The organism is Mucilaginibacter sp. FW306-07-L, from assembly GCF_058782065.1.
Window position 1 is genome coordinate 1,623,105 of record NZ_JBYSXI010000001.1, and the last position, 14,736, is coordinate 1,637,840.

General features: G+C 43.0%; 10 protein-coding genes and 1 tRNA gene. 7 read left to right on the forward strand and 4 right to left on the reverse strand.

The features are described from left to right. Positions 1-33 precede the first annotated feature (33 nt). Together AC3WJC_RS07275 and AC3WJC_RS07280 are read left to right on the forward strand one after the other, a co-directional pair. Entirely contained in the window at positions 34-915 is an 882-nt protein-coding gene (locus AC3WJC_RS07275) for a lysophospholipid acyltransferase family protein (RefSeq protein ID WP_492398414.1), read from the forward strand. Continuing rightward, positions 915-1,955: a glycosyltransferase family 2 protein gene (locus tag AC3WJC_RS07280; protein ID WP_492398415.1), complete on the forward strand. Its 1,041-nt coding sequence runs from the start codon at positions 915-917 to the stop codon at positions 1,953-1,955. The genes AC3WJC_RS07275 and AC3WJC_RS07280 overlap by 1 nt, the downstream gene beginning before the upstream one ends. A gap of 54 nt (positions 1,956-2,009) precedes the next feature. Here the strand turns inward: AC3WJC_RS07280 and AC3WJC_RS07285 are convergent, their stop codons facing one another. The 4 genes from AC3WJC_RS07285 to lepA are packed head-to-tail and all read right to left on the reverse strand — an operon-like array spanning position 2,010 to position 6,592. Next, positions 2,010-2,891, reverse strand: coding sequence for a bifunctional 5,10-methylenetetrahydrofolate dehydrogenase/5,10-methenyltetrahydrofolate cyclohydrolase (locus tag AC3WJC_RS07285; protein ID WP_492398416.1), 882 nt, complete (start codon positions 2,889-2,891; stop codon positions 2,010-2,012). Positions 2,892-2,912: 21 nt separating this feature from the next. Beyond that, a complete protein-coding gene (locus AC3WJC_RS07290; RefSeq protein ID WP_492398417.1) occupies positions 2,913-3,431 on the reverse strand; it encodes a hypothetical protein in 519 nt (172 codons plus the stop codon). Positions 3,432-3,436: 5 nt separating this feature from the next. Continuing rightward, complete coding sequence (locus tag AC3WJC_RS07295) at positions 3,437-4,795, reverse strand: AAA family ATPase (protein ID WP_492398418.1); 1,359 nt, start codon at positions 4,793-4,795, stop codon at positions 3,437-3,439. 9 nt (positions 4,796-4,804) lie between these two features. Continuing rightward, positions 4,805-6,592: a translation elongation factor 4 gene (lepA, locus tag AC3WJC_RS07300; RefSeq protein ID WP_492398419.1), complete on the reverse strand. Its 1,788-nt coding sequence runs from the start codon at positions 6,590-6,592 to the stop codon at positions 4,805-4,807. Between the two features lie 88 nt (positions 6,593-6,680). Here lepA and AC3WJC_RS07305 point away from each other — a divergent pair, with 88 nt between their 5' ends. The 5 genes from AC3WJC_RS07305 to AC3WJC_RS07325 all read left to right on the forward strand — a co-directional run bounded on the left by AC3WJC_RS07305 (position 6,681) and on the right by AC3WJC_RS07325 (position 14,720). Continuing rightward, entirely contained in the window at positions 6,681-7,529 is an 849-nt protein-coding gene (locus AC3WJC_RS07305; RefSeq protein ID WP_492398989.1) for a fructosamine kinase family protein, read from the forward strand. Positions 7,530-7,655: 126 nt separating this feature from the next. Beyond that, complete coding sequence (locus AC3WJC_RS07310; RefSeq protein ID WP_492398420.1) at positions 7,656-9,209, forward strand: FG-GAP repeat domain-containing protein; 1,554 nt, start codon at positions 7,656-7,658, stop codon at positions 9,207-9,209. Positions 9,210-9,497: 288 nt separating this feature from the next. After that, a tRNA-Cys gene (locus AC3WJC_RS07315) sits at positions 9,498-9,570 on the forward strand. A 689-nt stretch (positions 9,571-10,259) separates the two neighbouring features. Further along, entirely contained in the window at positions 10,260-13,358 is a 3,099-nt protein-coding gene (locus AC3WJC_RS07320) for a SusC/RagA family TonB-linked outer membrane protein (protein WP_492398421.1), read from the forward strand. Between the two features lie 9 nt (positions 13,359-13,367). Beyond that, on the forward strand, positions 13,368-14,720 hold the full coding sequence (locus AC3WJC_RS07325) for a RagB/SusD family nutrient uptake outer membrane protein (RefSeq protein WP_492398422.1): 1,353 nt from the start codon (positions 13,368-13,370) through the stop codon (positions 14,718-14,720). Positions 14,721-14,736: the final 16 nt, after the last annotated feature.

Genomic DNA, 14,736 nt, shown 5'->3' on the forward strand with positions numbered 1-14,736 from the left:
TTTTATGTTTGTGGTCAAATTTCGCAGAAATAAATGATAAACAAAGGGCTTTCATACATCGGTATCGGTTTTTTATACCTGGTATCGTTATTGCCTTTTTGGTTTTTGTATCTTATTGCTGATGTATTGTTTGTTGTAATTTACTCTGTTACAGGCTACAGGCGCAAGGTGGTGCAACAAAACCTGCGCAATGCCTTTCCGGAGAAGAGCGACGAGGAGCGGGGTAAAATCGAGCGTGATTTTTTTCGCTATTTTACTGATCTGATCGTAGAGATCATCAAAGGTATTACCCTTTCGGAGGGGCAGATTATTAAGCGCATTAAAATTTTAAATGTAGAGTTGATCAATAGCTACTTTGAGCAAGGGCGAAACGTGATAGGGGCAGTGGGGCATTATGGTAATTGGGAAATGTCGGCCCTGAGCCTGGGGGTAATTACGGATAAGCCCCGGCTGATTGTTTATAAACCTTTGAGCAACAAAGTTTTTGAGCGTTTTTTTATTTATGTACGCTCAAGGTTTGGGGCAACACTGGTGGCCATGAAAAATACCCTGCGCAAACTGAGCGAGGTGCGCAGGCAAATTTCAATAACGGTTTTAGTGGCGGATCAAACACCCGTACAGCACGAAGCGCAGTACTTTACCACCTTTTTAAACCAGCCAACGGCTGTTTTTTTAGGGGTTGAAAAGCTGGCGAAAATGATGGACGCGGTAGTGGTTTTTTGTGATATAAAGCGGGTGAAAAGAGGGTATTATACTTGTACCTTTGTGCCACTTGCCGAACACCCCAAACAAACGGCAGAATTTGAGGTTACTGAACTTCACGTAAAATATTTAGAGAACATGATAAGGCAGCAGCCGCAATACTGGCTTTGGACGCACAGGCGCTGGAAATTTAAGCCGGAGGATAAGCATTAATGAATTATACACCTAAAGTTGCCGCTGTTATTTTAAACTGGAACGGCCTTACACACCTACAGCAATTTTTGCCCTCGGTGATGGCCTCCACCTGGCAAAACCTGGAGATTGTACTTGGCGACAATGGCTCTACCGATAGTTCGGTGGAATGGGTTTCAAGCGTTTATCCGGCAGTAAGCATCATTAAGAACGACGACAACTATGGCTTTACCGGCGGTTATAACCGTGTGCTTGAAAAGGTAGATGCCGATTATTTTATACTCCTAAACTCAGACATTGAGGTACAGCCCGGTTGGATTGAACCGGTTATTAATATGATGGAAAGTGATGAACTGATCGCGGCGGCATCACCCAAAATATTATCATACGCTGATAAAAAAATGTTTGAACATGCCGGTGCCGCGGGAGGGTTTATTGATAGCTTTGGCTACCCGTTTTGCCGAGGCCGCATTTTTTATGAGATAGAGGAAGATAAGGGCCAATACGATCAATCTGGCGAAGTGTTCTGGGCATCGGGGGCGGCGCTGTTTATTAAAAAGAAATTTTGGCAGCAGTCCGGCGGGTTTGACGAACGCTTTTTCGCCCACATGGAAGAAATTGATTTGTGCTGGCGATTAAAGAATATGGGCTACAAGGTAATGTACTGTGCCGAATCAACCGTTTACCATGTTGGCGGCGGCACCCTGAATACCGAAAATCCTTTTAAAACATATCTTAACTTTCGCAACAACCTGTTGCTGTTAAAAAATAACTTGCCATTCGGCCGGGCAACGTTTGTAATCGGGCTGCGTATGTGGCTTGATCTGCTGGCGCTCTTCCGCTTTTTGGGTGAGGGTAAGCGTAAGGATGCCTGGGCAGTAAGTAAGGCTCATCAAAATTTTGTGAGGCATGTTTTTAAATCCACTAAGCCCAAAGGGGGCAAAAATAGTGGTAACATAAAGTCGCTTGCCGGTATGTATAAAGGCAGTATAGTATCGGCATTCTTTGTCGGTAAAAAAACAAAGTTTACTGATATACCACAGGAATTCTTTTACAAATAAGAGACAACCGCCCATAATAAAAACGGCCCGCTTAATTTAAGCGGGCCGTTTTTGTTATGGGTAAACTTCTTTATTGGCTGATGCTAATGTGTTTTTAAGCAATCCGACGATGGTCATTAACCCCACGCCGCCCGGTACCGGGGTAATCCATGAGGATTTTGGTGCCACGTTTTCAAAATCAACATCGCCATATAATTTATAGCCCGATTTTGTGGTGGCTGATGTTTCACGGTTCATACCTACATCAATTATTACCACGCCATCCTTAACCATATCAGCCGTAATAAAATTCTTTTTACCGATGGCTACAATTAATATATCAGCATCCAGCGTGAATTTTTTAATATCAGGTGTGCGGCTGTGGCAAATAGTTACCGTACAGTTGCCCGGCTGGGTGTTGCGTGCCATCAGTATGCTCATTGGCGAACCAACAATATTACTACGGCCAACTACCACACAATGCTTGCCAGCGGTTTCAATACCGTACTCTTTAAGCATTAAGGTAATGCCATAAGGCGTAGCAGGGATGAATGATGGCAGGTTACGCTGCATACGGCCCAGGTTTACCGGGTGGAAGCCGTCCACATCCTTACGATGATCAATACGCTCGGTTACCTTCTCCGGGTCGATGTGTTTAGGTAGAGGTAACTGCACAATAATGCCATCAATATCGGCATCAGCATTAAGTTCTTCTACTTTTTTCAGCAGTTCTTCCTCGGTAACCGTATCTTCATAACGTACCAGTGTGGATTTAAAGCCTACCTTTTCGCAGTTTTTCATCTTGCTGGCCACATAGGTTTCACTGCCACCATCGTGCCCAACCAGTACCGCCACCAGGTGCGGCTTGCGGCCGGTTTTTTCTAATATAACCGCCGCTTGTTCGGCTATCTCAATCTTGAGTTTTTCTGATACGTATTTTCCGTCTAAAAGCTGCATTAATTATCTGTATATTGTTTATCATCTACATTTATTTTCAAAAATAAATGTTTCTTTAACTTCTTCATTAGATAGAAGATTAATAACGGAACTTTCCTTGCGATTAGTGTAAAGGCGGATCGTAGAAAATAAAACATTAACGAATTCTATACTTACACCTTCAAAATCTTGAGGATTAATTCTACGTGCTGTGTCATATATAAACTTGCAAAAAATCTTTCCTGATTGAAGCTGATCCCAATTATTGCTTTTTTGTTTTGATTTTAAATTGCAGATTACAGCAAACAGTCGGTAATTTGATTTTTTATAAAAGATTATATAATCACATATAGCGTTGGCATTACCATCGTTGAAAAATGGGAATAAGCGATTAGCTTTTTTTCCTTTTTTATCAAATTTATAAACTAAATATTCGTTTTTAGCTTCAAATCTAGCTTCTTTACATGATGCCTCAAGTCCAGTTTCGTCAAGTGAAAACACATTGTTAGTTTTACTAACGTGATAATCCTTATGCAAAAGAGATTTTATAACATTAAGCATTGGACTTATTCACTTTTGTCAAACAATTCGAAATAAATTGACTCTGAAATTTCTGCTAATTTGCAGTTTTCATTTTCAATAGTTTGAATTTCAAAGCCCAAGTCACTTACTTCAAGATTATGAGTTTGGCGATTTTTAAATAAATAAACGCCTATAGCATCTTTATTTAGTAAGTCTTTTTTATTATATTGATATTTTTCAATCAAATTTTTGGCATTTTCTTCTTCTGATTTTAATCTAATTAAATTATTTAATTCCTTAACGATATAATCACTATGAGTGCTAATTAGAACTTTAAATCCATAATTTACTATCCTACCTATTAGTCTTGCGATTATTATTTGGTTATCAGGGTGTAAATTTAATTCAGGCTCATCAATAATTATAAAATCATTTGTTTCCGCTATATGTCTAAAATAGAAAACGAGATTAGATAAGGATTTAACAATTGAACTAGAAAGGTTAATATTTAAAGTATTAGCGTCATCATTGTTATATCTGAATTGTAGCTGTCCTGACGATGAAACATTGATTTTTCCTTTTAATATTTCATCTTCTATAGCGTCAGCCAAAAACGCATAATCACTGATGTTTTTTTGTTTATTAGATAAGTCTTCAGCAATTTCTAAACAATCTCTGATAGGCATCGAATATCTCTGAGCATCTTTCAAAGGACTGTTTTTTAGATTTTTACCTTTAAAGTCCAAAAGCTTGTCAACTATTTCAGTTCTATTAGCAGACAGCTCTTTACTAAAAATGTTAATTGCGGTCCTTTCAGTAGGCGTTATATATGGATTACTGAAAATAGAAGAAAAGATGTAGAAGTTTATTACTCTGCTTGCTACATCATATATAAAATCATCAGGAGTTGTGCTGTTATTTTTATCAACAAGTTCCTTAGTATTTAATAAAGTAATTATGTTTGAATTAATGCTTTTCTTTAGATTATAGTAACTATTTCCAATTCTATATTTATAATCTATAGATAATTCATTTATAGTATCAATAATTTCCTCATCATCAATCTGTATATCAACTTTAGCGTTGGCAAAAAAGCTTTTATCAGAAGCGAAGATTGATGGTAAGTTATTAACAACACTTTCGCACTTTTCTTTTATAAGACGTTTAATCAAAATCAAATCTAAATCGAATTTAATTTCGTCGACACTAGCATTAGACTTAATTATACTATGTACTAAATCGTCTTTATCAAAAGATGCAAAGCTATATTTATACAATCCATACAATGTATAAGCTACGTATGTTTTGCCGGTATTATTGGGGCCGCAAAAAACAATCAAGTCTTTGTCAAGATCAATTTCTGCTAAATCGATAGCCCCGATATTTTGGATCTTAATTTTCATGAAACTAATCTAATCTAATTTCAAAACCGCCATGAACGCGCTTTGTGGTATCTCAACGTTACCTACCTGGCGCATGCGTTTTTTACCTGCTTTTTGTTTCTCCAATAGTTTACGCTTACGCGAGATGTCACCACCGTAACACTTGGCGGTCACGTCTTTACGCATGGCCTTTACCGTTTCGCGGGCGATGATCTTGGCACCGATAGATGCCTGTATAATAATTTCAAATTGTTGGCGAGGCAACAACTCCTTTAGTTTTTCACAGATCTTTTTACCAAAATCGTACGAGTTACCGCGGAAGATCAATGACGACAGGGCATCAACAGGCTCGCTGTTCAGCTTGATATCCAAACGCACCAGATCGCTCTGGCGGTAACCTATCTGATGATAATCAAACGAGGCGTAGCCTTTTGATATGGTTTTGAGCTTATCGTAAAAATCAAAAACGATCTCGCCCATCGGCATTTCAAAAATAAGCTCAACACGGTCTGACGTGAGGTAGGATTGATTAATGATCGAACCACGTTTGTTGATACATAATGACATTACCGGGCCAACAAATTCAGATTTGGTGATGATGGTAGCCTTGATATATGGCTCCTCAACAAAATCTATCTTACTTGGATCGGGCAGGTCTGACGGGTTATTGACGATTATTTCTTCGCCGCGGGTGCTGTGTGCTACGTACGATACGTTGGGCACCGTGGTGATCACCGTCATATCAAACTCGCGCTCCAAACGCTCCTGGATGATCTCCATGTGCAGCATGCCCAGGAAACCGCAACGGAAACCGAAACCTAAGGCTGCCGATGATTCCGGCTCAAAAACCAGCGAAGCATCATTCAGTTGCAGCTTGGCCATTGATTCGCGCAGTTCTTCATAATCCTCTGTATCAACGGGGTAAATACCTGCGAATACCATTGGTTTTACTTCTTCAAAGCCTTGTATGCCGCTTTCGCACGGGCGGTTAATGGTGGTAATGGTATCACCTACCTTAACCTCGCGAGATTCCTTGATGCCTGATATAATATAACCAACATCGCCGGTTTTAATTACATCCTTTGGCTGTTGCTTTAGTTTCAAGGTGCCTACCTCTTCAGCAATGTATTGCTTTTCGGTAGCGAAAAATTTTACCTTATCGCCTTTACGAATTTCGCCGTTAACAACTTTAAAGTAGGCTACAATTCCGCGAAACGAGTTATAAACAGAGTCAAATATCAAAGCCTGTAAAGGTGCTTCAGGGTCGCCAACCGGGGCAGGTACACGCTCAACAATAGCGCGCAGTACATCATGCACGCCCATACCGGTTTTACCCGATGCGGCTAATATGTCCTCACGTTTACAACCAATCAGGTCAACAATCTGGTCCTTTACTTCCTCGGGCATAGCGCCGGGCAGATCCATTTTATTCAACACCGGGATGATCTCCAGGTCATTTTCCAGAGCCAGGTAAAGGTTGGAAATGGTTTGGGCCTGAATACCCTGCGCGGCATCAACTATCAGCAACGCGCCCTCGCAGGCGGCAATTGAGCGCGATACCTCGTATGAGAAATCCACGTGCCCGGGTGTATCAATCAGGTTCAGTATATATTTTTGGCCATCAAGCTCATAATCCATTTGTATGGCATGGCTTTTAATAGTAATACCGCGTTCGCGTTCAAGGTCCATATCGTCAAGCAACTGGGCCTGGCTTTCGCGCTGGGTAATGGTGTTGGTATATTCAAGTAACCTATCGGCTAAAGTGCTTTTGCCGTGGTCAATGTGGGCGATAATACAAAAGTTACGAATGTGCTTCATCAGAACCGCAAAAATAGCTTTTTACGCTGATAAATTTGCAAGGCACCGCGCGGATATTTACTAACGTTAAATTTGAACAGATGAAAGCATTGCTAAAGGCTGTAGAAAACAACTTAATCAGCCTATAACGGATTGCACCCCGGTAAGCGGCGGCGATATTAACCAGGCTTTTTGTTTGCATACCGAAAGCAGCAAGTATTTTATGAAAATAAACAGCCAGAGCCGCTTCCCCGGTATGTTTAGCACGGAGGCAAAGGGCTTAAAACTGATAGGGGATACCGGGGCTATCGCAGTGCCTCAGGTATTATTACAGGGCAATATTGATGACGACAGCTATTTGATTTTAGAATGGCTGGATATCAAAAACGCCGGTGCCGCTGATTTGAAATTAGTAGGCACACAGTTAGCCGCTATGCATCAGCATACCTCGGCAAGTTTTGGATTGCCGCATGATAATTACATGGGTTCGCTGCATCAAAGTAATAAACAACATAATAGCTGGGCATCGTTTTTTATAGAAGAGCGGCTTGAGCCGATGGTGAAAATGGCCGTGGATAAGGGTTTGCTATCAATAAAGGATGCAGCCGGCTTTGATGAATTGTATAGCCGTTTCCCAGATTTATTTGATGAGGAGCCGCCCGCTTTAATTCATGGCGATTTGTGGGGCGGCAATTACCTCATCGGTATTAACGGAAAGCCATACCTGATCGATCCGGCGGTAAGTTACGGCCATCGTGAGTTTGATATAGCCATGACGACCTTGTTCGGCGGCTTTGGCGACGAGTTTTATCATGCTTATAATGATGTATTTCCGCTTGCTAAAGGTTGGCAGCAACGCCGGGTACTTTGGAATATTTATCCGTTGCTTATCCATCTCAACTTGTTTGGCGGCGTGTATAAGCAGCAGGTGCTGGCTAACCTGAGTCGGTATATTTAAATCCGAACTATCATGCAATTGTAATAACAAGCAATTGTATCAAATAAGTTATTAAACAAAGGTGATAACCACAAACGCTTAACGATACCTTGCCGGCGATCTGTCTATAATCGTCATCAAAAATTAATGGCCTTAAAAGCGTTTGTTGTTACAGGTATGCTGCTTGTTGTGTTTTCGCTCAGCCTCATTTCCTTTGATACCAAACATACCAGCCTGACAAGAGAAGATGATGGCCGGACTCTTTTTATCAAAAATTGCAGCGCCTGCCACATGTTGCCCGATCCGGCAAGCCTGACCAGGGAGATTTGGCACAGCCATGTACTGCCGGTAATGGCCGGCAGGCTGGGTATCATTTATCCGGGATATGACCCGCTGCGCGGACTATCTGCCGAAGAAAAACAGATCGTAAATAATAACGGCATCATACCGGATCAACCTGCCATGACTGACGGTGATTGGAAAAAGCTCACCGAATACATTATCAGCCGCGCGCCGGATAGTGTAGGGATTGATGAATCCCGGCTGACAAGAAATTCACCTCTAACCGCGTTCAAGCGCCGGAATATTGTGCTTGATGGTAAGCAGCCCTCATTAATAACCGGCCTTAAATACAATACCCGGAATAAAACACTTTGGATAGGTACACTAAATAATACGGTATTAAAATGGAAGTATGGGCGGGGGGTAACCGCGACAATGAATACCTCAAGCCCTACAGTTGATTTTGTATTTAAAAATGATACTACTTATTTTACGCAGATTGGTAAGTTGTACCCAACCGAACTTAATACAGGGTTGATCTCTCAAAATGTTAACACCGCTAACCCTACATTAATACCGGAACTGCATCGCCCCGTAAGCACCGCGGTTGATGATATGAACGACGATGGCCTGCCCGAGATAGTGGTTTGCAACTTTGGCAATAAAACCGGTAAGCTATCCTTATTCAGTAAAAAGAAAAACAACGGCAGTTATTCAGAAAAAGTACTGCTTGAGGTACCCGGTGCTGTTAAATGCTACATACGGGATATGAACGGTGATGGTAAAAAGGATGTGATTGCCATGTTCTCTCAGGGTGATGAAAGTGTGTATGTTTTTTATCAAAAGGATAAGTTGAGGTTCACAGCCAGCCGTGTACTACGCTTCCCGCCGTATTATGGCACTACGGATATGGTACTGACAGATTACAACAAGGACGGGCTGACAGATATCATCACCGTACATGGCGATAATGCGGATTACTCCAACATTTTAAAGCCTTACCATGGCATCCGGATCAATTTAAACAGCGGTAATAATAAGTTCATCGAAAAATATTTTTACCCCCTTTATGGTGTTACCCGTGTGCTGGCCGACGATTTTGATCAGGATGGTGATGTTGACCTGGTGGCTACGGCGTTTTTCCCTGAATTTACAAAGCTGGTGGATGAATCATTCGTTTACCTGGAAAATGTGAACAGCAAAACATTCACCTTTAAATCGTACACAACCAGGAGTGATATTCCACTTAAAACGCTCACGCTTGAAAAGGCTGACGTTGACGGCGATGGCGACCTCGACATCATCACCGGGCATTTTGCGCAAAGTCCGGGAGCGGTGCCTGATAGCCTTGACGTAAAATGGCGCACCGCTAACTATGGTTTATCTATATTTTTTAACCAGTTATATAAGCCTAATTAAAAGGAGTTTTTTAGCTTGAAAAAAAATAATTTATTGATAATGAGCTATTTTTATAGATTTTATATTTCTATATAAAATCTATAGAATTAATAGTATATATTTGTTTCGTTCAATATTACAAACAATGAAAACGCCCTACATTTATCCCGTGCATCAACTGTTGAGTTCATCTAAAGCCTGCTTTTATTGTTGTTGATATTTTCCTTCCACCGGGCATTCCTGAATATTTATCAGGTAAAAAGCGCATAGAATAAACACTAATTACACACAATAAATAAATTTAACAACAGGTAGGGTGGCCGAGTGGTCAGGCGGAGGTCTGCAAAACCTTTTACGACGGTTCGAATCCGTTCCCAACCTCTCTTAGCACAAGTGGTGGTTCTTTGTGCTGCTGAAGATGGCTCCGGCGCGTAAGCGCCGGGCCAATACTTCAAACTAACCTTTTAACTATTAACTGACTATTTATTCCACGGGCCGCTGCGATAGTATCCCGAAGGCTTACCTGATGGCGCAATGCTATTGTAAAGCCAACAAAACCGTGTTAGGGTGCAACTTACACAGCAGGAGCGGCTGAGGTCATTGTAGCCGCTCCTTTTTTATAAAATTCGATTAAATTTTCATCACACGGTATTGATAGTGTTTTAAGATACTGATGCTGTTTCTTACTAAAAACATCGATTTAAAGAATACATATCTATTCATTTTAATAATTACTACTAATTCTATAGATTTAATTGTTATTTATATTTATTTTAATATTTTTGTGCAGTTAAAAACTAAATAACAACAGTATTTAAACACAATTTACTTCAACATGAAAACACGTTACGCTCAGTTAAACAATAAACGCCTCGCCATTTCTATGCGATGTTGTTGTTGCTGCGCTATGTACGTGTAATCCATCAAAAACGTACCGGCCGGCATACAGTGCTGCTCTTCACGGTGTGTAATGAATCCTGATAATTAGTTTCTCATTTATCCCTATTGTATAACAATGGCCGGGGTGTGCTTTGCCATGCCTGTCCGGTAATCATTCAACCTTAAATAAAAATGCTACAACGTTACTTCAACAAAATTGAAAGTTCTCAGCGCGATCTATGGTCGGGCAATTCCCGATATATCAAACAAACGCTGCGGATCATCATTGCTTTAATCATGTTTATTCCGTTATGGGCGGGGGCGCAAAACCAGCCGCCCCTTATCAACTCAAAGCTTAACGGGCAAATTTTAGATTCAAAAACCCGCGAACCGCTTCCGGGGGCATCAGTACAAATAAAAGGCACCACTCACCAGGTGGTTACTGATGCTGATGGCAAATTCACCTTTACCACTGGTCAAAAGTTTCCTTACACACTCATCGTCACTTATATAGGCTATGAAAAGCAGGAAATTGATGCTACCGGCGAAAATATAAGCATTAACCTGAAGGCACTTACCAATGAGCTTAATGAGGTAATGGTAGTTGCCTATGGCACGCAGGAAAAACGTAATCTGATCGGCTCGGTAACCAAAGCCAAGCTGGATGATGTTAAGGGTTTGCCCGGCGGGAGCTTTGAATCGCAATTGCAAGGCAAGGTGGCCGGTTTGCAGATCAGCACAAATACCGGCGTACCCGGTGAAACCATTAACGTTAGGCTGCGTGGTGCAACCAGTATTTATGGTAACAATAACCCCTTATATGTGATAGATGGTGTTTTTATTGAAAACAGCAGCTTACAAACATACAGTACCGGGGGTAAGGCAACTTCGCCCATCGCGGATATTAACCCGAATGATATTGAAAGTATTTCAGTACTAAAGGATGCGGAAGCTACCGTGCTTTACGGTGTGCGTGGTGCCAATGGTGCTATAATAGTTACTACCAAGCGCGGCAAGTTTAACCAAAAACCAAAGGTTGATGTGAACATTTCGCAAGGATGGTCAAAGGCGGCTAAACTTTGGGAACTTGCAACCGGCCCTGAACATGCTGAACTGGTTAACGAGAATTTTATAAATACCGGGGGAGACCCGACTAAGGTACCGTTTCAGCCTGCCACAACCGCGTTTCCTTCGGGTCGTGGTAATTCGCAGGATCAGCAAACCTTTGACCGTTTGAGCCAGGTGTTTCGTACTGCACGTTTACAAAATTATGATGCATCGGTAAGCGGCGGTAACAATGGTTCGAGGTATTATTTCGGTGCAGGCTATAACAAGCAGGAATCCATATTACGCCCAATCGACTTTGATCGTGCCAGCTTTAAAGCCAACTTCGACCAAAAGCTGAGTGATAAAGTTACCATTGGTACAAGCAACAGTTTTTCACGCACCTTCCGTAACGAGGGCCGTGCGGGCGATGGCCCGGCGGGTGGTATTTTGCAGGCCGCTTTGCACACGCCAACCTACCTGTCGCCTTATAACGACCAGGGTGTTTTGGTTGGCCGTGCCGGGTTTGATAACGTACAGTTGCTGTTAGATAATTACGATGTAAACTCAACCAGCTTGCGCTACATCGGTAATGTATATGGCGAGTGGGATATATTGCCTAACCTGAAGTTCCGCTCGAGCTTTAGTGCCGATTATAATAACTATGATGAATCGGAATACTGGAATACCTTTTTGTTATCAGGATCGCCAAGCGGTTTGGCAACCTCATCATTAGGCCGCCGCAGTTCATTGATTAATGAGCAAACCTTAACTTACCGCAAAAAAATAAACGATAAGCACTCGTTTGGTATACTGATAGGTAATACCCTGCAAAGCACGGTTTACAGCCGAACTTTTGCACAAGGGACAGGCTTTGCCAACAACTCTTATAAGCTGATCTCATCAGCCGCGGTTAGGATAGGTACCGAGGATTGGTCTAAACGTAACCTGGCATCCTTTTTTGCAAAGGTCGACTACAACTTCGCGGGCAAGTACCTGTTTGATGCCAGCATCCGTGCAGATGGCTCATCAGCCTTTGGCGATAATAAAAAATGGGGCTACTTTCCGGGCGTAGGCGCGGCATGGAATATTAAGGAAGAAGATTTTTTAAAAGATGTAAGCTTTTTAACCGATTTAAAAATCCGTACCAGCTATGGTATTACAGGCAGCCAAGCCGGCGCGTCAGATTTTGCATCATTAGGTTTATGGGCAAGCGATGCGTCATACCAGGGCAATCCGGGCACAGCACCACAGCAGCTATCGAATGCTGATTTGCATTGGGAGCGTACCTCACAGTTCAACGTAGGTGTTGACGCGGCTTTCTTTAACAATCGCGTTGCTGTTGAATTTAATTATTACCGTAAGTACACGTCGGATGGTATCATACTAACACCGCTTGCTGCTACACAGGGTTTCCCGAGTGTGTCTACAAACAACTCAGAGATCAGCAACAAAGGTTTTGAACTGGCTATCACAACAACCAACATCAAAACAAAGGACCTGACGTGGACAACCAGTTTCAATGTATCTCGCAATATCAACAAAATTGAAAAGCTGGAGCGCCCGATCCGTTTTGGCAGCCGCGACCTGATCTTACAACAGGAGGGTAGTCCGCTATATTCATTTTGGGTGTATAAAGAGTTGGGCGTTGACCCGCAAACCGGCAATGTAATTTATGAAGATTATAATGGCGACGGCAAAATAACCGCTGATGACCGCCAGATATCAGGCAGTATATGGCCTAAATATTACGGGGGCTTAACTACTAACCTTACCTATCAGGCATTTGACCTGGGCGCGTTGTTATCATTCTCTTATGGTAACAAAATATATAACCATAACCGGTTTTTTGGCGAGGCAGGCGGTGCCCGCGATGCCGCCCGTGTAATATTTGCCAGCAATGTTGACAGGTGGCAACAGCCTGGTGATATAACCGATACCCCACGCCCTGATGGTATCAACAATAACAACTATAAAGATGGCGGTGGCCGTTGGCTGGAGAATGGTTCATTCCTGCGCCTGCGCTCATTAACCCTGGGTTATACATTGCCAAAAGCGCTTACCCAAAAGGCAGGTATACAAAACCTGCGCGTGTATGCCATAGGTGCCAATTTGTTCACCGTAACCAAATACACAGGCCTCGACCCTGAGTCGAGCGCGAGCAGTTCACCAAATGAGCAGGGTATCGATCTGGGTACTCCGCCGCAACCCCGTTCTTTCCAGATAGGCGTAAACGTAACATTCTAAGCAACCATCATGAAAATTCAATCATACATCATACTATTCGTCTTATCGCTTTCGGCAGCCTCATGCCAAAAGTACCTGGATGTTGAGCCAAGGGCATCAGTGTCTGACGAGCAGACCATATTTGATAAAGCATCGGCACAAACCGCCCTTAACGGGGTGTATTCACAACTGGCATCGGGGGGGTATTACAGCACTACCTTCCAGTCAATTGGCTACCTGTCCGGAGATAATATACAATGGACGGGTTCACAATCGCAGGTGCAGGAGCTGATAAATCATAATGTAAGTACAGGCAATGCTACCATCAGCGGCGCATGGATAGCCATTTATTACACCATTAGCAGGGCTAACCAGGTTATAGCCAAAGTGCCGGGTGTACAGGATGCCTCATTTGCTGATGCCGACAGGAATAAGATTTTGGGTGAGGCCTACTTTATCCGCGGCCTTTCATACTTTGACCTGGCCCGTACCTGGGGAGCCGCGCCGATAATTACTCAACCGACTAATAGCCCTACAGACAACGTTGGCACCGGCCGCAGGCCGGTAGCTGAAGTATACGCGCAGGCATTGAGTGATCTGGAAGCTGCCGAACCTTTGCTTACCGAAACAACCGACCGTTACCGCGCTACCCGTAAAACTGTTTGGGCTTTAAAGGCCCGGTTTTACCTGTACCAGAAAAACTGGGCAAAGGCCGAAGAATATGCCACCAAAGTGATAAGCGATACCAGGAATTACACTTTGGTAAAGCCGTACAGCGCTTTTTTTGCTAATGATGCCCGTGGTACGCAAGAGTCGGTTTTTGAGATTTTTTACAGTGCTAACGAGCTGAATAACCACCGTAACCAATGGCAGCCGCAAACTAACGGCGGTACCCGCCAATGGGCACCAAATGATGCCTTTGTAGCGCTGGTAAACAAACCCGATTCGGGCGGTAACCGTAATGTGCTGGTGGCGCAGGATAACCAGGGCCGCTGGTACGGCAACCTGTATTACCGTACACCCGCTGCCGACCCAAGTTTTGTGATACGTATTGCCGAGTTGTATCTGATCCGCGCGGAAGCGAGGGCGCAGTTAGGCTCAGCCAATGATTTGATAGGTGCCCGCGCTGACCTGGATGCCGTGCGCGACCGTGCAGGGCTTACCGCTACCACATCAACAACCCAGGCTGATATTTTGCATTCTATTGAGCAGGAGCGCCGTATTGAGTTCGCGCTTGAGCCGCACCGCTGGTTTGACCTGGTGCGTACCGGCCGTGCGCAGGCGGTGCTGAAAATAGCTGATCCGAATAAGTTGCTGCTGCCTGTTCCGCAGGATCAGATACAGATAGATCCATCACTGCTGCCAAATAACCCGGGATACTAATCATCAAAGTAATAGA